Origin of the sequence: Haloferula luteola (assembly GCF_014201715.1) — a bacterium.
In the GTDB taxonomy this organism is placed as follows: domain Bacteria; phylum Verrucomicrobiota; class Verrucomicrobiia; order Verrucomicrobiales; family Akkermansiaceae; genus Haloferula; species Haloferula luteola.
The window spans coordinates 129,064-146,458 of record NZ_JACHFD010000013.1; the positions used below are offsets into that span (position 1 = coordinate 129,064).

19 protein-coding genes and 2 tRNA genes are annotated in these 17,395 nt (G+C 58.9%); 11 read left to right on the top strand and 10 right to left on the bottom strand.

Translation table 11 applies throughout. From position 1 onward, the window contains the following. Positions 1-19: 19 nt before the first annotated feature. Positions 20-1,570 carry an excinuclease ABC subunit UvrC gene (locus HNR46_RS13545; protein ID WP_184019684.1) on the bottom strand — a complete coding sequence of 517 codons (1,551 nt, stop codon included), beginning with the start codon at positions 1,568-1,570 and terminating at the stop codon, positions 20-22. A 46-nt stretch (positions 1,571-1,616) separates the two neighbouring features. Next, positions 1,617-2,819, bottom strand: a complete 1,203-nt coding sequence (locus tag HNR46_RS13550) for a NupC/NupG family nucleoside CNT transporter (protein ID WP_184019686.1) — start codon at positions 2,817-2,819, stop codon at positions 1,617-1,619. Positions 2,820-2,904: 85 nt separating this feature from the next. Between HNR46_RS13550 and HNR46_RS13555 the strand changes: the two genes are divergently transcribed. Together HNR46_RS13555 and HNR46_RS13560 are read left to right on the top strand one after the other, a co-directional pair. Next, entirely contained in the window at positions 2,905-3,546 is a 642-nt protein-coding gene (locus HNR46_RS13555; RefSeq protein WP_184019688.1) for an HAD-IIIA family hydrolase, read from the top strand. Between the two features lie 88 nt (positions 3,547-3,634). Then, positions 3,635-3,707 (top strand) — tRNA-Lys (locus HNR46_RS13560). A 787-nt stretch (positions 3,708-4,494) separates the two neighbouring features. Here the strand turns inward: HNR46_RS13560 and nadS are convergent. From nadS to HNR46_RS13580, 4 genes are all read right to left on the bottom strand, one after another. Next, positions 4,495-4,785, bottom strand: a complete 291-nt coding sequence (gene nadS, locus HNR46_RS13565) for a NadS family protein (protein ID WP_184019690.1) — start codon at positions 4,783-4,785, stop codon at positions 4,495-4,497. Continuing rightward, complete coding sequence (locus HNR46_RS13570) at positions 4,782-5,099, bottom strand: type II toxin-antitoxin system RelE/ParE family toxin (protein WP_184019692.1); 318 nt, start codon at positions 5,097-5,099, stop codon at positions 4,782-4,784. Before HNR46_RS13570 ends, nadS begins: the two co-directional genes overlap by 4 nt. A gap of 209 nt (positions 5,100-5,308) precedes the next feature. Beyond that, positions 5,309-5,689 (bottom strand): hypothetical protein, encoded by a 381-nt coding sequence (locus HNR46_RS13575; RefSeq protein ID WP_184019694.1) that lies wholly within the window; start codon positions 5,687-5,689, stop codon positions 5,309-5,311. 211 nt (positions 5,690-5,900) lie between these two features. Then, the gene (locus HNR46_RS13580; protein WP_184019696.1) at positions 5,901-6,446 is read right to left on the bottom strand and encodes a hypothetical protein; all 546 of its coding nucleotides are present in this window, start codon (positions 6,444-6,446) and stop codon (positions 5,901-5,903) included. Between the two features lie 450 nt (positions 6,447-6,896). On the opposite strand from HNR46_RS13580, the gene HNR46_RS21215 reads away from it, so the two are divergent. Next, positions 6,897-7,022, top strand: coding sequence for a hypothetical protein (locus tag HNR46_RS21215; protein ID WP_281375585.1), 126 nt, complete (start codon positions 6,897-6,899; stop codon positions 7,020-7,022). Positions 7,023-8,155: 1,133 nt separating this feature from the next. Here the strand turns inward: HNR46_RS21215 and HNR46_RS13585 are convergent. Continuing rightward, positions 8,156-8,230, bottom strand: a tRNA-Cys gene (locus tag HNR46_RS13585). Positions 8,231-8,383: 153 nt separating this feature from the next. Here HNR46_RS13585 and HNR46_RS13590 point away from each other — a divergent pair. From HNR46_RS13590 to HNR46_RS13600, 3 genes are all read left to right on the top strand, one after another. Further along, positions 8,384-9,811 (top strand): class I SAM-dependent methyltransferase, encoded by a 1,428-nt coding sequence (locus HNR46_RS13590; protein ID WP_184019699.1) that lies wholly within the window; start codon positions 8,384-8,386, stop codon positions 9,809-9,811. Between the two features lie 67 nt (positions 9,812-9,878). Beyond that, positions 9,879-10,835 carry a thioredoxin family protein gene (locus HNR46_RS13595; protein WP_184019701.1) on the top strand — a complete coding sequence of 319 codons (957 nt, stop codon included), beginning with the start codon at positions 9,879-9,881 and terminating at the stop codon, positions 10,833-10,835. Between the two features lie 181 nt (positions 10,836-11,016). After that, on the top strand, positions 11,017-12,282 hold the full coding sequence (locus HNR46_RS13600) for a Gfo/Idh/MocA family protein (protein WP_184019703.1): 1,266 nt from the start codon (positions 11,017-11,019) through the stop codon (positions 12,280-12,282). A gap of 34 nt (positions 12,283-12,316) precedes the next feature. Here HNR46_RS13600 and HNR46_RS13605 read toward each other — a convergent pair whose 3' ends face one another. After that, a complete protein-coding gene (locus HNR46_RS13605; protein WP_184019706.1) occupies positions 12,317-13,138 on the bottom strand; it encodes a hypothetical protein in 822 nt (273 codons plus the stop codon). Positions 13,139-13,255: 117 nt separating this feature from the next. On the opposite strand from HNR46_RS13605, the gene HNR46_RS13610 reads away from it, so the two are divergent. The 3 genes from HNR46_RS13610 to HNR46_RS13620 are packed head-to-tail and all read left to right on the top strand — an operon-like array spanning position 13,256 to position 15,125. Further along, on the top strand, positions 13,256-13,786 hold the full coding sequence (locus HNR46_RS13610; protein WP_184019741.1) for a gamma carbonic anhydrase family protein: 531 nt from the start codon (positions 13,256-13,258) through the stop codon (positions 13,784-13,786). Between the two features lie 50 nt (positions 13,787-13,836). Continuing rightward, complete coding sequence (locus tag HNR46_RS13615) at positions 13,837-14,673, top strand: alpha/beta hydrolase (protein WP_221285166.1); 837 nt, start codon at positions 13,837-13,839, stop codon at positions 14,671-14,673. 29 nt (positions 14,674-14,702) lie between these two features. Further along, on the top strand, positions 14,703-15,125 hold the full coding sequence (locus HNR46_RS13620; protein WP_184019710.1) for an HIT family protein: 423 nt from the start codon (positions 14,703-14,705) through the stop codon (positions 15,123-15,125). Positions 15,126-15,132: 7 nt separating this feature from the next. Here the strand turns inward: HNR46_RS13620 and HNR46_RS13625 are convergent, their stop codons facing one another. After that, positions 15,133-15,486, bottom strand: coding sequence for a cupin domain-containing protein (locus HNR46_RS13625; RefSeq protein WP_184019712.1), 354 nt, complete (start codon positions 15,484-15,486; stop codon positions 15,133-15,135). Positions 15,487-15,512: 26 nt separating this feature from the next. Continuing rightward, positions 15,513-16,187: a hypothetical protein gene (locus HNR46_RS13630; RefSeq protein WP_184019714.1), complete on the bottom strand. Its 675-nt coding sequence runs from the start codon at positions 16,185-16,187 to the stop codon at positions 15,513-15,515. 211 nt (positions 16,188-16,398) lie between these two features. On the opposite strand from HNR46_RS13630, the gene HNR46_RS13635 reads away from it, so the two are divergent. Next, complete coding sequence (locus HNR46_RS13635) at positions 16,399-16,836, top strand: septal ring lytic transglycosylase RlpA family protein (RefSeq protein WP_221285167.1); 438 nt, start codon at positions 16,399-16,401, stop codon at positions 16,834-16,836. 129 nt (positions 16,837-16,965) lie between these two features. After that, entirely contained in the window at positions 16,966-17,391 is a 426-nt protein-coding gene (locus tag HNR46_RS13640) for a hypothetical protein (RefSeq protein WP_184019718.1), read from the top strand. The last annotated feature ends 4 nt before the right edge of the window (positions 17,392-17,395 follow it).

Consider the following 17,395-nt stretch of genomic DNA (forward strand, 5'->3'; position numbering starts at 1 on the left):
TCGCCAAGCGGCGAGAAATCTACCGCTGCTCCAGCCACTCCAAAATCGCAATCGCTCCCTTCTCCGATATCCCTGAAATCGACGCGATCTCCCCCACCGTCGCCTTCCGGACTCTCTCCACACTGCCAAACTTCTCCAGCAGCGCCTGCTTGCGCCGTGGCGAAACTCCCGGGCAATCGTCCAGGATGCTCTCCTTCATCCGCCGCCGGTAAAGCAACTCGTTGTAGCCGTTCGCAAATCGGTGCGCCTCATCGCGGATCCGCTGCAACAACTTCAAGGCCCCCCGCTCATGCGGAATCAGGATCGGATCACTCTTCCCGGGCACAAACACCTCCTCCCGCTGCTTCGCCAAACCGACGATCGGCAAGTCGTGCAACCCAAGCTGACGAAGCTCCCGCACGGCCGACGAAAGCTGCCCCTTGCCACCATCCACGATCACCAAGTCAGGCAGCACGATCTTCGCCCGCCCCTCCTTGGCCAACCGCCGCTGAATCTCCACCACGTCTTCCTGAGACTCACCCAAATCTGGAGCATGCCTCGAATTCTCCCTGAGAATGCGTGAGTAGCGCCGCCGAATCACCTCCGCCATCGAGGCAAAGTCATCCTGCCCTTCCACCGTCCGAATCCGATACCTTCGATAATTCTGATGGTCCGGCCGGCCCTCCGTGAACCGCACCATCGAGGCCACAATGTGGTTCGACGAAACATTCGAAATATCAAAGCATTCCATCACTCTCGGCGGACCCTCCAAGCCCAATTCCTCCCCCAGCTCCGCCAAATCCTCCAGCGGCTTCACCGTCGTTGGCACCCCACGCCCACGCGTAAATTGGCGGGTCGGATTCAGAGTCTTTTTCAGGTTGTCCAACACGTCTCGTAACAAAGCCGCCTTCTCAAAATCCAGCCGCTCCGCCGCCTTCCCCATCTCCACTTCGATCTGATCAAACAAATCTCGACGACCTTTTCCCGCCAGCACCTCGCAAGCCTCATCGACCCGCTTCAGATACTCCCAGCGCGCAATCCGGCCCACACACGGCGCCGAACAATTTCGAATCACGTCCGCATTGCAGTGCTTGTATGCCGTTTCGTCAGGCTCGCGCGGCCGACACACTCGCAACCCGAACTTCCGGTTCACCCATGAAATCGTCGCCCGCAATGCCCCCGAATGCGCAAATGGCCCGAAATACCGTGAGCCGTCATCCCGCTTCAATCGCGTCAGCACGAAACGCGGCCATGGCTCCGATGGATCCAGCTTCACCAACAAGAACCGCTTGTCGTCGCGAAACGACACATTGTAGCGCGGTCGGTAATCCTTGATCAACTTCCCCTCCAACAACAAGGCCTCCGCTTCGTTACGCACCAGATGGATCTCGAAATCCACGATCGTATCGATCAAAGCACGCGTCTTCAGATCCGCCCGCGTTTTGCGCGAAGCCATGAAATACGAGGAAACCCGTTTTTTCAGATCCCTCGCCTTCCCCACGTAAATGATCGAGCCCAAGCGGTCCTTCATCAGATAGACCCCTGGTTGATGCGGCAGCTCCCGCAGCTTCGCTTTCAAATCGACCGCCATGTGCGCGCCCCAAGGAAATCCGGACGCGCCAAAGCTCAAGGCGATTTCACCCCACCCAACACAGCCCAGCGATCGCCGCACTCATCAGATTCGAAAATGTCCCAGCCATCACCGCCAAGAGGCCAAATCGGGCAATCTCGGCTCGGCGGGTCGGCGCAATCCCCCCCAAGCCACCCAGCAGAATGGCGATTGAAGACAAATTCGCGAACCCACACAACGCCACCGTCAGAATCGCCCGTGTCCGGCCACTCAGCGCCTCTTTCCAATCATGAAACTGCACGTAAGCGACAAACTCATTGAGCACCAACTTCTGACCAATCAACGCGCCCCCTTGCGAAGCCTCCTTCCAGGGAATTCCCACCAGCCAAGCCACCGGTGAAAACAACCAGCCAAGAAATGCCTCCAAGCTCCACCCCTCCTGGCCGAACCACCCTCCGACCCCTCCCAATATCAGATTCACAAGAGCAATCAGCCCAATGAAGGCCAACAACATCGCCCCCACATTCAGCGCAAGTCTCATCCCATCCGAAGCCCCGGCCGCCGCCGCATCGAAGACATTCGCAGGGCGCTCTTCGCTCCAATCCAGCATCACCTCATCCGGCGACTCCGTCTCCGGCATCAACAACTTCGCAAACAGCAACCCTCCAGGAGCCGCCATGAATGACGCGGCCAAAAGGTGTTTCAGCTCCGCTCCCAGACCCGCATAGCCCGCCAACACCGATCCCGCCACGCTCGCCAAGCCCCCACACATCACCGCAAACAACTCCGATCGGGTCATCCGTTCAATGTACGGCTTCACCACCAGCGGAGCCTCCGTTTGACCCACAAAAATGTTTGCTGCCGCGCTCAACGATTCCGCCCGACTGGTCCCTAACCACTTCCTCAGACCTCCTCCCAGCACCGCGATCACCCCCTGCATGATCCGCAAATGGTACAGAACCGCGATCAGCGAGGAGAAAAAGACAATGACCGGCAACACCCGAAACGCGAACACAAACCCCACCCCCTCGCCTGTCGCCAAGGATCCAAACAAAAAAGTGATCCCTTCCTGGCCAGCCGCGATCACAGCCGCGACCCGCTCCGAAATCCACTCAAGCCCCGCTCGCCCCCACGGCACCCGGAACACCAACACTCCAATCCCCAGCTGCAACGCAAAAGCCAAGCCCACCGTCCGCCAACGAATCGCCCCGCGGGCGCGAGACATCGCCCACGCCACTCCCAGCAACACCAACATGCCCACAATCGCCATGATGAGGCGATCTAGCGGATTCCGCGCCGATCCGCCAGAATCCCTTGCTCTCGCTTTTGTCAACTCACCCCACCACCCTCCTCTGGTGATTCGAGCCCTCTTCTTCGATGCCGCCGGGACCCTCATCGACCTCGCCGAACCCGTTGGCGACGTCTACTCACGCATCCTCTCCAAACACCAAATCCACCGCACCTCGGCCGAACTCGATCAGGCATTCCGTCGTGCCTTCGCCTGCCAACCCGCTCCCGATTTCTCCTCCTCCCGCCCCGGTCATGAAGTCGAACGCCAATGGTGGCGCGACCTCGTCGAAACGGCTTTGGCACAACCCATCACCGAGGCCGCCTTCTCCGAGCTTTTCCACCACTACGCCCAACCGGAAGCCTGGACCGTGTTTCCAGAAACCCCGGCGGTTCTCGAACGAGCCCACTCGGAAGGGATCACACTCGCCGTGGTCTCCAACTTCGACCATCGCCTCCATCCCATCCTCCAATCTCTCGGACTCGCTGATTTTTTCCACCTCATCCTCTCCTCCGCAGACGCCCGTGCCAGAAAACCCTCCCCTCTCATCTTCCGCCACGCTCTCCAAGCGCTTTCCCTCGATCCATGCGAGGTGATCCACATCGGCGACTCCCTCCCCCTCGACATCGAAGCCGCTCGCGCCTGTGGCATCCGGGCCTTCCATGTGAATCGACCGCACTCCACCCTGCTCGACTTCAACTGGTCTTGAAACCCATCCCCGGACTTTTTTGGAAAAAAGGTGTTGCCAAAGCCTCCTGCCACCCCTAACCCCCTCCCCGCCCTTCCGGCAACCCAAAGCGCGGATAGCTCAGTTGGTAGAGCACTCGGCTTTTAACCGATTGGTCCCGGGTTCGAGTCCCGGTCCGCGTACTTTCCTTCTCCTTTCACGGGCTGCACCACCCCCCCGGGGCAAAGCCCGAAACGGGAACAAAAGTGGGAACAGATCCAGCAAGGCTCCTGGTGTCCCTATGCGCTTCTGTACCTCCTGAATTTGACGGGAAACCTCGTCAAAATCGTTTCCTCTCGGCCCTCTATTGACACTGCGAGCCATTGAGCTGCTCCCTCAGCGCTTCCCCCGCCCAGCTCCTTCTTCACAAACCCGGCACCAGCACCTCCACCGGCGGCAAAGGCGCCTTCCACATCTACGAGATCGAAAGCGACTTCTGCAGTATCTGCGAGTTCCGCTCGCGCTGCATGAGTAAAAACGGCAAACGCCGTACTTTGAGCGTCTGCATTGAGCCCGCCCCCCGAAGGAAGGCCTCGCCACAGCTACCGCATGGGCACCATCGAAACGATCTTCGCCAACCTGCGACACGCCAAAGGCCTCAACCGCATCCACTACCGCGGACGGGAAAAAGTGGGAGTCATCTGGAACCCCTGGAGCATCATGCACAACACAACATCGGCAAGCTCGCTCTCTATCGACCGGGTTACCCCACCGGCGAGCCCGCCATGGGGTGCACCTTCCTTGCCTCACGGCACGGGTGGTCTCGGCGGAGCGTCACAGGAACTCATCACGAGGCGCCATGACCCCGGATGGGAAACGCCCGCCCGAAAATCCGAAACGGCGTCCATCACTCGCCACCATCGGAAAGCAAAGGAACGACCGGCTCAACCGGGGTTTTCCCACGGTCTCGTTGGCCTTGTTCTGTTCCAATCAGGCGCGGAGTGCCTGGAGCACGGCTTGCGGCTCTCGGTCGACGACACGCAGCAACGCCTTCGCGGGACCCTCGGGCTCGCGCCGACCCTGCTCCCAATTCTGCAGAGTGCGAACGCTGACCCCGATGATTGCGGCGAATCGAGACTGGGAGAGACCAAGGCGCTCCCGAATCGCCTTCGCGTCGGGATCCCCAACCTTGAAGGTTCGAGAGGGCTTCCTCTTCCCTTGGCGGATCTCACCGGCTTGACGGATGCTCTCGCAAAGCAGTTCGAAATCTTCGTCGTTCATTGGTTCAGGTGTTGTTCAACCAGGTCCCTGAGGATCTGGAGATGGCGTTGGTTCAGGTCAGCTTCTCGGTTCTTCGGGTAGGCGTAGATCATGAAGATCTCCTCGTGGTGGACCAAATAATAGATCACTCGAATTCCACCCCGCTTGCCTCGTCCACTGCCCATCCAACGAATCTTCCGCAATCCCTTCGACCGGGGAATGAGGTCCCCAGCCTCGGGATCTGCGACCAGTACGGCCTGCAGCGCAGAGTATGATTCGTCATCAATGAGTTCGACGATACGCGCTGTGAAAACGTCGGTCTCATGGAAGATCATCCTCGGGCATCACTATACGCCATTGACGCATGCATTCAAGCCTGATTTCGGGGCAGACTCTGATCCGGTGTTTTCTGGCCAACCTCAGAGAAATGGCGATCCCGGCCCTCATGGCGGCACGCCGATTCTCGTTGCCGGATTGAACCGCCAAAATGGTAACGCAACAAGGCCGCTGTAAGAGGTCGCCAACTTCAGCTTGTTCGCCTTTTTCAGCAGTTGCGTTCGCTGAAAGGCTTAAGCTCCTCTCGGATTTCCTCCTCAGGAACCCGAATCCACTGGAGATACGTCATTAGGCTCTGAATGAGCTTCTCGCTGAGGGATCTGCTCTCCAACGCCGATTCGACTGCCGCTCGGAAAGGCTCCTTCCCGAAATGAAGCGAAAGGCACCATGGCAATTGTTCGAAGCTCAAATTGTAGCACCCCACGCTCTCGCTGATGATCTCCTTAAGGGTGATGGTGGGCTCCGGAGCTCGAAGGAAGAGAAGAGCCCCGGCGATCTCCTGCCTAAACGTCCCAGGATCACCGTAGCCCGCCTCGCGGAAAAATCGGAACAGCCCGTCGAATACAACACTGTCCTCAACATGCTCCAAGCATTGGGCAAAGTGCCGGACCTTCTGATCGCCCTTTCAATGCTCTTCCTACCGCACTGCCAAATCCGCAATCTGTTGAGCGACTTCGTCAGCCGTCATTTCTTGCCGAACGTCAGAAGTCGTGGTAACCAGCAGACTGGGGACGGGCATGAATCCATCAGGAGAGCAGACCAGTCCGCAGGGTTGCCACCCATGGCTCATAAGATCGCACTCATTTGTTCTCTGGGATCCAACCACGCTCCCAAGCGACGCACCGCAGAAAGGAATGCCACTGCCATGGGGAATCGAAAATCAGGGTGCAACTAAGCCGCACCTGATCAGCTCCAAACTCGCAGACGTCCAAGGACAGAGAAGCCAGACGCTGCAACGCTGTATCGATGATCCAAGCGTCGCCATCGCAATCTCCCCTCCAAAATCCGAGCTGCACGAAACCAAGATCTTGTGCGATCTCGCAGCTGGGGAAGTTTTCCTCCTGATTCTTCCAGAAATCGGCGGCTCCCCAGAACGTCATCAAGCTGCATTCAAAGATCGTGGGTTTGATAAGCCTAGAGATCAACCCTTCCACACACGGCATGGGCGAACGTGACTTTGTGATCTCGCGAAATCTCTCCAGCAAAGGATCAAGCTGCTCAGCAGAGAGAAATGTCCTGCAATCTTCACGCAGGTCTGGATCAATTTTCTCGATGAGACCGAGGATCAAATCGCCAGCTTTGACGCCATCCTCAAAACTGTAATCTCTATCACTCAATGTGCTCATTTCTGACGAGACCCTATGGCTGCGACTTGAAGCAGTCGGGCACCATCGGAGTGAGCTGAGGGTTGGGAAAGAGGTGTCGGGTCGGGATCAAACATGGACAATCGTCAGAGCCCCCCCCTACCGAATCCGCAGCACGTCTGCAAGCTCCTGCGTGGCCATAGGATTGGAAGCTTCTGCTCTGGCTCTGGGTATTCACGAGCCGCCTTCTCCTCGCGGTGGTTTCGCTTCCGTCGCAGCGGTCTGTTGGCATCATCCATGTCGAGCAGTTCCGGCTTCCTCCCTCCAACGTCGATCTTCGGTCGCTTGTTCGAGAGTACCCAAGATCGTGCCCGGTCCAGCTCGATATTCCAGGTTGCAAGGAGAGCATCGAGTGACCGCCGGCGGAAGTCACTCTCCCGGATCTCGGCGAGATCGTTGGACTCCCACTCATCGAGCTCCCAATGAGGCCGGATGGATGCCCACCAAAGTCTCCACTACTTCGAAAACGCTCCAGCGCACCTCTGGAGTCGTGATCCATCACGCACCTACTCGGACAAGCATTGGACGGCAGTGGTCGATCTCGATGACCCTCGATGAGACGGCGCGCCCGCGTCGACATCTTGCGATCTCGACAAAGCTTTGCCCTGAGCTCGGCTTGATGCCCGAGCCACGGCGAGGCATGCCGCTGGCGAGCGGAGCAACCCGCTCAACCGTGAGCCTCTGTCATGCTCAGCAGGTTCATCATGAAAGGGATGGCGAATCCCGCCATCATCTTCACTCCGAGAGGAATCGTATTCTTTCCGCCGGATCCAACTCCTTCCATCGGCTCGACGTGCAATTTCTGCACTCATCAAATCAAGATCGTAAGGATTATCATCTTGATTTTTCTAACATAGTTTTTACTTCGGAATCCCCTTCGCAATTTCAGAGACTTCCCAACATCTCCCCGTCCCCTCATGTCGCTCTTCAAAGCCCTATCAAGAATGATCCGTAATCTCTTCAAACCGAGGTGGCGGAGGCAATATGACCGGATGAATCGCAAGCGTCGCCGCTAAGAGGACTCGCAAAAGTTCTCCCTCCCGTGGCCTTCCTTCCCTGTGTTTTCAATGGGGAGGGCCTCGGCTCACTCCGGGGTTCGAGAGTTCCGAGGCCCTTGGGGAAAAAGCCGGCGTGGGGGCGCCGGGGACGGTGGAGGGTGGGGTTCGAGTTCCCTTGGCTCGAACGAAGCCTTGCAAAGAATCCCCCATCCGCCAAGCCCCGCATTTGAGGGTTATTGAAACAGAAGCATTCGTTCACAATCATCCATGGAGGAGCACTCCCTAAGATGACTGAATGAACTTCATGACGCTTTGCCTTTCATCATCTTGCAGTTCATGTCTTCATTCGATACATCATTGCAAAATGAAGAACGACTATCTTTGAAAACCTTCGGCCGGAGTCTTTTTCCTGCAAATTGCAATCATTCAGGAATGATCGTCCGAACGCATCAGCATGAGAGGAGAGGAAGCCTTCGATCGATCTCCAACTCAGCTCCGTGAAGACGGCAACGTCCATCCTGCGATGGACGCACTTGAGCTGGCGTCCCCAAAAGCATCACGAATCATGTGCAGCTCCAAAGCGACCGACAAGGGGTGGAGAGGATCCTCGCTGAATGCAGAGGGCGGACCTCATGGCCTGTGAGGAGGGAGGTCATTCCCGGCCCGTCACCCTCGAAAAGCTTGAGGAGAAAATGGAGGCGGAGGTGGGAATCGAACCCACGAATGGAGGTTTTGCAAACCTCTGCCTTACCACTTGGCTACTCCGCCCTTGCCCCTTCGGACGCGGGACGGGGTTGTTAAGCAGGCGAGCGGACCGTGTCAATGCCGGGGTTTCTAAGAAATCGTGCTCTTCTTTGCCGGCATGGTGCTTTCGAAAGGTTCCCGATTGGACTTTCGATCTCATTCGGCATTCTCCGCCGCATGTCCGACGCCGTCCGCGAGCTTTATTCCCAGCGCCGCTACCCTGCACTGTCTCACCCGGAAGCCCACCCGGGAGTCTTAGCCGCCTCCGCCCGCTGTGCAGGAGTGATCGCTCCGGCTTTGCCAGAGGCATGTCGAGTCCTCGAGCTAGGATGCGCGTCAGGGCAGCACCTGCTGCCTCTGGCCGAGCGATTTCCCGAAAGTCAGTTTGTTGGCGTGGATTTCTCGGACTCTGCGATTCGGGCGGCCGAACAAGCGGCCCGCGCCGCGCGGCTGACCAACATTCACTTCGAACATGCCGACTTGCGGGACTGGCAGGCACCCGACGAACCCTTCGACTACGTGATCGCCCACGGCCTGCTGTCCTGGATCGACGATGCCGCCAAAGCGATCTTGCTGGAGCGGATTGCCTCCTCTCTCGCCGATTCGGGAATTGCCTGCATCAGCTACAACACTTTGCCAGGGTGGGCGCTACGTCAGCAAGCGGTGGCCATGTTGCCGGCCCTGGGGGCTTTGACCGAGGGAACTCCTGAGATCGACCCTTTGCTTGAAGTCTTGGAATCCACTTCCGCTCTGAGCGACGCCCCCTACTGCCAACATCTCGCCTCGATTTTCCGCGATCTGCGCCGCAAGGGCCCAGAGATCTTGCCCTTCGATGAATTGGCTCCGGTATGCGACGCCTTCCACTTTGGCCAAGTACTGAAATGGGCCGGCGATCGAAAGCTCCGCTACCTTGGTGAAGCGGCCTTGCCAGACAATCTCCCGCCCCACCTCCCTGCGGAAGCTTTGGCCTCATTAAAACCTCTGGAGAAAGATCCCGTGCTCCTTCAGCAAACCTTGGATCTGCTTTCGGGTCGTACTCATCGAGTCAGTTTGTTTTGCCGCTCCGACACCGCACTCGATCCCGGGACGACGCAGTCGGTGGTGCTGCATTTCGGAGTCCGCCTCGCCGTCGCCAAGCTTCCTCCGGCAGCTGTGCAGGGAGAAATCATCAGCCTGCTCCACGCATCGCTGGTCGAAGCCGCCCCGTCGACCCGGCCTCTGACCCGGCTGATGGAAGATTGCGCCGCACGTCTCGGCCCTCGCTGGGACCCGGAAAAGGGAGGACGAGCCGTTTCCCAATGGATCTTTCAGGCAGCTCGCATCGGCTGGGTCGAACTGCGTGCCGAGAAGGTCACCATCGCCCCAACCCCGACCAAACCCGCACTTTCCTCACTGAATCTCCACTTCGCCCGTCAAAATCGCGGGCTGGTGGATGCCTACCATCGCACCTGCCATTTCCCCGACAACCACCAGAAAGTGGTCGCCGCCTTGGACGGCAGCCGGACGCTGGATGAACTCGAAAACTTCGCTCGCGAAGCGGCTCCCGACCTCGATTTTCGGCCCTGGATCCAGCATTTGGCGAGTCGTGGATTGTTCCCTGGATAATCCATCATTTCCACCTTGCGGAGGAAATCGCTCGACAACGCCGTTCAGAGAAGGAGCGTCGCCACCGATGAAAATGAAACACGTCTTCCATGCGGCCCTCTGCGCCGCCACTCTCGGCACCGCCCTGGCCGGCGGTGAAGGCTGGACCCAAGACTTCGAGGCCGCCAAGGCCGAAGCGGCCAAGGAGAAGGAATCGCTGCTGATCGATTTCACCGGCTCGGACTGGTGCGGATGGTGCATCAAGCTCAACGAAGAAGTCTTCCAAGAAGATGCCTTCAAAGAGGGGATCAAGGACAAGTTCGTGCTCGTGGAGCTGGACTACCCTCGTGATACCTCCAAGCTCTCGGAGGAAACTCAGGAGCAGAATGCCAAGCTTCAAGAAGCTTACGCCATTCAAGGATTCCCTACGATTCTTCTCACCGATGAAGAAGGGCGCCCGTTTGCTCGGACCGGATACCAAGAAGGAGGCGCCGAGGCCTATGTGAAGCACCTCGACGAACTGCTCAAAAACCGCACGACGCGGGACGAAGCCTTCGAAAAGGCTTCCCATCTCGAAGGCCCGGAAAAGGCCAACGCCCTGATCTCCGCCCTCGATGCCATGGGCCTCGATGATGCCGTTGTCGGCAAGTTCTACGGCGGTGTGGTCGATGACATCAAAGCCGCTGACCCCGAGGACACCACCGGATTCGTCAAGGAAATGGAAGCCAAGGAGCGTTACGCTGGCTTCGAGTCCAAACTCAACGAATTCGGCCAGAAAGGCGACCATGAAGGCGCTCTCTCCTTCACCGAAGAGACCCTGAAAAGCGGAGCATTCGAAGGAGCCGAAAAGCAGCAAATCGCGACCATCAAAGCCATGATCCTCGCCCAACTGGGCCGCTTCGACGACGCCGCCACCGCATTTGACGAAGCCAAGGCCGTGGATCCCGACTCAGAAATGGGTCAACAAATCGATGGCTTCAAGCAACGCGTCGCCGCCATGGCGGAGCAAGGTGCCGAAGACCATACCGGCCACGATCACGACTGAGGTTCCCTCCCGGAAACCCCTGGGAAGCTGAACTGAATCTCTACGAAGCGCCGTCCGCCACTGGCTGACGGCGCTTTTTCTTTTGCTGCCACAAGCTGATGAAAAATCCCGGAACGCCTCGCCGTTCCCATCGGTACCCGGGCCCAACCCTGTCCGGAAACCGCACTTCACGACTCCAATCATGAACCCCAACTTTTCCCGCCGACATTTCCTCAAGCAGGGCAGCCTCGTCAGCGCCGCCCTTGCGGCCTCACCCCAATTGTTCGCACAAGTCGCTGGCAGCGCCCCTGAAATTAAGGTCGCCCTCGTCGGATGCGGCGGCCGTGGTAATGGCGCCCTCAACGATTTCTTGGAGGCCTGCAAGATCCTCAAGTTGAGCCCCAAAGTCGTCGCAACTGCCGATGCTTTCCCGGAAAACGCGAAACGCACCGCAGAAGCCCACGGGGTTCCTGCCGATCAGGTCTTCTCGGGCTACGATGCCTACCAGAAGGCCTTCAAGACCGATTGCAATTTCGTCCTCCTCGCCACCCCTCCTGCATTCCGCCCGGTTCACTTCGCTGCAGCCGTGGCAGCCGGAAAAAACGTCTTCATGGAAAAACCTGTGGCGGTCGATCCGGGGGGCTGCCGCTCGGTGATCGAAACCGGCAAGCTCGCCGCCAGCAAAGGCCTCGGCGTTGTCGCCGGCACCCAACGCCGACACCAACTGGGCTATCTCGTAAACAAGGCGAAGATCGATGCCGGAGCCATCGGACCGATCCGCGGCGGACTGATCCAATGGAACGACCGCGTGCCGTGGATTCGCGACCGGGAAGAAGGCTGGTCAGACACCGAATATCTCACTCGCAATTGGCTCAATTTCGTTGAGCTCTCTGGCGATCACATCGTCGAACAACACGTCCACCAAATCGACGTCGCTTGCTGGTTTCTCGGTCGGCTTCCGGTTTCCGCCCTCGGATTCGGTGGCCGCGCACGCCGCCGCACCGGAAACCAATTCGACTTCTTCAGCATCGATTTCGATTTCGGCGATGAAGTCCACATTCACTCGCAGTGCCGCCAGATGTCCGGCGTCTACAATCGCGTCGGCGAGACTTTCACCGGTGCGACCGGATCCTGCTACGGCGGCGGCAAAATGGCAGGGACGGAAGTCACCATTCCTGAGATCAAAGTCGATACCGAGAACTCCATGGTCCAAGAGCACGTCGACCTGCTGCGCAGCGTTTTGGAGGAGAAGCCACTCAATGATGCCCAACGCATTGCAGAAGTCACTGCCGTCGCCATCATGGGCCGCATATCCGCCTACACCGGGCAGATGGTCCGCTGGGTCGACATCATGAAAAACGAGAAGTCACCCTTCTTCGGCCTCTCCATGAACCCGGCCGCCGCCGACTTTGAAAAGGGCCCCATCACCCTGCCCGCTGAAGCTCCGCCGATCCCCGGGGACGCCTGATGGCCCCGGTTTCACGCCGACCCGCGGGTTGGGCTCAGCAAAGTCGGATCATATCCTTCACAAACTGGCCCCACAGGAAAAACAACCCGCGGGTCGAATACTCAAAGTAGCGATCATCGAAGCTCGCTCGCAGGATGCCCTCCTCCAGATTGTGTTGGAGCTGCGTCCGCATTTCCTCTTCGATGGACCCTTCGATTTCATCCGGATCCGGCATTCGCAAGGTCCCGAGGTCGATCCGCAGCCTCGTCAGATACTGCCGGTGGTCCGCGAGAATCTGTTCAAAGGCATTCCTTTCGCAAGGAACGTGATTCCATCGCACTCCCTGAGGGGACTTCAGCGTCGGTGAAAATGGGAAATTGGTCGTCCGAAACGTCCTCCCGTCGCAATGCCGGGAGGTGATCGAGAGAAAGGAAAAGGCCACTTCACTTTGCTCGCACAGATGGATGGTGGCTTCTGCCCGCTCCTCAGGATGCCAGTAGAGCTGAAGGTACTGGCGCATCCCTCCCCATTCCCATGAACAATCCGCAACATGCTCGAATCCCGCCTCTTCCATGGAAGCAGCCGCCTCCGGAGCATGAGGGAAAAACGCTGGATCCGGATGCCGCCGGTGGTTCAGCGCGTTGTTCACCGGTAGCCGGAGACAGCGAATCCGCGTCAGCAACTCGATCCACGGCAGCAGGAACCATGGCACCACTCCTAAGATCCCCAACCACCAACGCCCGGTCAAAAAAACCACCAGCACGTAGGAGGCAGCGAGAAAGACCAAAGCTCCAAGCTTCCGAACCACGCCGGTACGCGACGACCGTAAACCGATCGCCAACACCACCAGACCAACGACTACCAGCGTTTCTCGCATGAACTCCTCAGGGGGGCAACGTCCCGCCTCACGCAAGCAAGCGCCCACCCGCGCATCCGTCAAGGGACGGAAACGCGGCTTTCCTCCCCCTTCATCACGGGCTTGAATCGCGCCGACATGGCCATCGAAACCTACGAATCCTTCGCGCCCGTGCTCCACCCGAGTGCATTTGTCGCCGCCAGCGCTGATATCATCGGCCGCGTGACCCTCCACGAGGAGTCCAGTATCTGGTATCAAGCCACCCTCCGTGGAGACATCAACGAGATCATCATCGGCCCCCGATCCAACATTCAGGACAATGCCGTCGTCCATTTGGCCGATGATTATGGCTGCTATGTGGGCGAGCGGGTTACCGTGGGACACTCCGCCATCATCCACGCCTGCACGATCAAGGACGAAGTGCTCGTCGGCATGGGCGCGATCATTCTGGATGGAGCAGTGATCGGCGAACGCTCGATCATCGGAGCCGGAGCAGTGGTCACCGGAGGCACGGTCATTCCTCCGGGATCCATGGTGTTGGGAACCCCAGCAAAAGTCGTCCGCACCCTCGATCTCCAAGAGCAGGCCAAGGTCGCGGCATGGGCTGACAAATATGTCGTTCAGTCCCGAAAATTCCTCGCCAGAGGATCGGCACCCCACGGCCAATGAGGAGAATCCCTAGCTTGCGAATCCCGCCGCCCATGCAGGGGTTCCCTGCCGTGAAGATTCTCTTCATCACCCTTCTCTTCCTCCTGCCCCTCACCGCACGGACCGTGCGCGATGTTCCCTACATCGACGGTGGCACCGCCGAGCAGCGTCTCGACATCCATCTCCCCAAACACCCCGCCGGCACCCTGCATCCCGTCATCGTCGCAATCCATGGCGGAGGCTGGTCTGCCGGCAGCCGATCCGCCTCAGGATTCCTCCAGCCGAAAACCCGCTGGCTCAACGGACTGGGCTACATCGTCGTTTCCATCGACTACCGCCTGTCACCGGCCGTCCATCACCCGGCCCACATCGACGACGTCTGCGCCGCCATCACCTGGGTGGAGAAACACATTGCCGAGCATCACGGGGATCCCCGTGAGATTTACCTTCTCGGCCACTCCGCGGGTGCCCAGCTCGCCGCTCTCGCCGCCACTGACACCTCCCGCTTGCGCAAAGCTGGCGGTGATCCGCGAGCCATTCAGGGCGTCATCCTTCTCGATGGGGTGGGCTACGACATCCCTACAGAACTCACCCGGCCCCGCATGCAGGAACTTTTGCGCCAAGCGATCCTTTCGGCGTTTACATCCGATCCCGCGACTCAGCGAAACGCCTCGCCCGTATATCACGTCCACCGCGGTGTCGCCCCCTTTCTTCTCCTCCATCCGGGCGATTCTACCCCTCCCCACCATCCGGCACTGCTCATGGCCGAAGCCCTCCGCCGCCAGGGAGGATACGCTCGTGTGGTCGCCATCCCCAACAAGGACCACACCTCCCTCAGCCACGATCTCGGCCGCCGTGGAGATCCCACGACCAAGGCCGTTGAAGCGTTTCTAGGACTCGACCCCTGAGCCACCCGCGCTCACCCTGTCGCCCAGCCATGTCCACCTTTTCCCTCCATCCCCATCTTGCCTCGGGGACCCATCCTCTCGGGCATCTCCACGGATGCCGGATTCTCCTCAAAGACCACGCTCAATTTCCATGGATCCTCATCGTGCCCGAAGTTCCCGAGCCGATCGAAGACCTCCACGAACTCGATGATGTCCAGTACGCGGCGGTCACCCAGTTGATCCGCTCGATCAGCCAATGGATGAGCGAATCCTTCCAGCCGACAAAAATGAATGTCGCCTGCATCGGCAACCAAGTCCGGCAAATGCATGTCCACCTCGTCGCACGCAGCGAGGACGATCCCGCCTGGCCGGGAACCGTCTGGGCCTACTCCGGCAAGCAACCTTACCACCCGGAGAAAATCCGTGAGGTTCAGGACGCCTTTTCTGCCGCCTTTCCAGTCGAAGTCATTTGAGACGACCTCATTCGAAGTAAGTGTCCTCGTGCCGATACGGAGGAGCACAACAACAAAGGAACCTCAGGGGCTCAATCGACCGAATCTGGTGCCAGGCACCCGCTGGGATCAAAATCCCATCCCCCACCACGACCTCCCTCTCCTCACCGTCGATCTCCATCACACCGCGACCTTCGAGGATGAAGTAGATCTCCTCGCTCTCGCGATGATAATGGCGGTCCGTCGCCCGGCCTATCGGGAGACTTGCCTCTGCCAAGCTCTGTTGAGCCACAGGTGCATTGGAGGCATCGAGGATACTGCGAATGGTCGAACCGTCCTTGGTGGTGAATGGAGCCTGATCGGCAAGCTGGCGAACTTCCATGCCCTCCATGCCAAGCGTTCCTAGGGTCAATCGCCAAGGAAAACGTAATCCTCCGCCATCTTGTTGAGAGACCGCCGAGCCTGGGGCAGACACTCCGAAAGCTGATTCAACATCCGCCTAGGCAGTTCGCGAGGTGCGCTCGGATTCTCCGCGACATCGTGGAAGACCCGTCGCGCAAAAGACTCATAGAACCCTACCCCTGGAGCTCCACAGCGTTCCGAACGCCTGCGGAGAAACGCTGGAAACAACCCCGTGAGCACCAAAAACTGGTTCCCCGCAGCCAGTTGGAGATGAAAACGTAGCCTTCCATGGGCATTTTCCATGATCGTGACGAAATCCGCCGCATGGACCAAGCCCGTGGGAATGCCCCGCAGAACATCATCGGGATCCGCGCCGACCCGCTCACTCAGCACCCCGGCAACGTAGTCAGCAACCCCCACATCCTCGATTCCCGCCTCCAGAAAGGCATGCCTCACCAGCACATAGAAATAGAAATAGGGCGATACCTGCACCGCTGATGGACCCTCCAAAAGGCCACGCAGGACCTCTTTCAAATCCAGCATTTCGCGCAGTGCCTCACGGTCTTCCCACAGAGTCCACAGGAAGCGACGACCATCGCCCGGAGCCAGCAATCCGGCCAAAAATTCGAAATCCGCCTCGGTGAAGCGGTCCCGACTGGAGGGAAACCACGAACCCAGCATGGAGGGTGAAATAGCAAAAAAAAGGCCATCGCTGTCATTCTTTTTCTCTAAGCGACCTGAAGTACTCCTGGCATAAGTCCTGCAACCTGCGGCATTTGCGGGCGATCCGTCGGAGCACAGATTGGGCTTGCCCCTTCATCTCCAGAGGGCTATGCGCTCGGCGCCGTTTCTCCCCGAGGGGAGAACGACCAGGCAACAGACCACCAAAACGATGAAGCACCAATCGTTCACTACGATGCTGGCATTCGTCGGAGCAATGATCCTGAGCTCCTGCGCAACCCTCGCCAACCAAACCAGCGGAAACGGCATCGCCCGTACGGACTGGGCGGTCAAATCCGTCCAGCAAGGAAAAGCCTCATGGTATGGGATCCGCTGCAATGGCGGCACCCACACCGCCAGCGGCGAACGCCTCAACAACGAGGCCTCCACTGCCGCCCACAAAACACTTCCCCTTGGAACCAAGGTCCGAGTGACCAACCTCTCCAACGGAAAGTCGGAAATCGTCCGCATCACCGACCGCGGCCCCTACACCCGCGGCCGTATCATCGACGTCACCGAAGGCGTCGCCAAGCGGCTGGGCTTCTACTCCCGCGGCATCGTCTCTGTGAAAGTCGAAGTGCTTTCCAAAATGACCGGCAGCGGGAACTGATTCGCCACCATTTGGTTCCTCGGATTTCTCTCGGGCCCCTTCCTCGGAAGGGGCCCGACGCATTTCCTGATGGTCAGCACCCCAAAAACGGTGCTTGTTCGTGGGTAGCCCGCCCCAAACCCACCTGACATGCCCCTTTCGGAAAGCATCCGGGAATATCGATCCCTACCCCATAAACGGTCGTTCGTCCTCGCCATGGCGATCACCAGCTTTCAGTTCCTCTGCCTCGTCGCCACTGGAACTCTGGCCAGCCTCATGATCATCCACGATGACCGCTCGCTGGGCATCCCGCTGGTCATCGTCATGGCACTCCAAGCCGCTATCTGGCTGAGCGGACTTCTCGTTCGCAAAGGAGCGCGCTGCCCGCTCTGCAAGGGCACGCCTTTACTGGACAACACCGCCACCAAAAACGCCCGCGCTCAGCGGATTTTCCCCTTCAATTACGGCACCACCGCCTTGATCAGTCTCCTTTTCACCCAGAGGTTCCGCTGCATGTACTGCGGCAGCCCGTTTGATCTGATCAAACGCTCCCGCAGCGACTACGGCCGCGAATGATGTC

Coding starts and splice junctions, on each gene's coding strand:
- nadS (WP_184019690.1), bottom strand. CDS start 4,785: ATGAACGACGAAGATTTCGAACTGCTTTGCGAGAGCATCCGTCAAGCC.
- HNR46_RS13640 (WP_184019718.1), top strand. CDS start 16,966: ATGCCCCTTTCGGAAAGCATCCGGGAATATCGATCCCTACCCCATAAA.
- HNR46_RS21215 (WP_281375585.1), top strand. CDS start 6,897: ATGGATGCCCACCAAAGTCTCCACTACTTCGAAAACGCTCCAGCGCAC.
- HNR46_RS13590 (WP_184019699.1), top strand. CDS start 8,384: ATGTCCGACGCCGTCCGCGAGCTTTATTCCCAGCGCCGCTACCCTGCA.
- HNR46_RS13605 (WP_184019706.1), bottom strand. CDS start 13,138: ATGCGAGAAACGCTGGTAGTCGTTGGTCTGGTGGTGTTGGCGATCGGT.
- HNR46_RS13610 (WP_184019741.1), top strand. CDS start 13,256: ATGGCCATCGAAACCTACGAATCCTTCGCGCCCGTGCTCCACCCGAGT.
- HNR46_RS13635 (WP_221285167.1), top strand. CDS start 16,399: ATGAAGCACCAATCGTTCACTACGATGCTGGCATTCGTCGGAGCAATG.
- HNR46_RS13550 (WP_184019686.1), bottom strand. CDS start 2,819: ATGGCGATTGTGGGCATGTTGGTGTTGCTGGGAGTGGCGTGGGCGATG.
- HNR46_RS13580 (WP_184019696.1), bottom strand. CDS start 6,446: ATGAGCACATTGAGTGATAGAGATTACAGTTTTGAGGATGGCGTCAAA.
- HNR46_RS13570 (WP_184019692.1), bottom strand. CDS start 5,099: ATGATCTTCCATGAGACCGACGTTTTCACAGCGCGTATCGTCGAACTC.
- HNR46_RS13620 (WP_184019710.1), top strand. CDS start 14,703: ATGTCCACCTTTTCCCTCCATCCCCATCTTGCCTCGGGGACCCATCCT.
- HNR46_RS13600 (WP_184019703.1), top strand. CDS start 11,017: ATGAACCCCAACTTTTCCCGCCGACATTTCCTCAAGCAGGGCAGCCTC.
- HNR46_RS13595 (WP_184019701.1), top strand. CDS start 9,879: ATGAAAATGAAACACGTCTTCCATGCGGCCCTCTGCGCCGCCACTCTC.
- HNR46_RS13545 (WP_184019684.1), bottom strand. CDS start 1,570: ATGGCGGTCGATTTGAAAGCGAAGCTGCGGGAGCTGCCGCATCAACCA.
- HNR46_RS13630 (WP_184019714.1), bottom strand. CDS start 16,187: ATGCTGGGTTCGTGGTTTCCCTCCAGTCGGGACCGCTTCACCGAGGCG.
- HNR46_RS13625 (WP_184019712.1), bottom strand. CDS start 15,486: ATGGAAGTTCGCCAGCTTGCCGATCAGGCTCCATTCACCACCAAGGAC.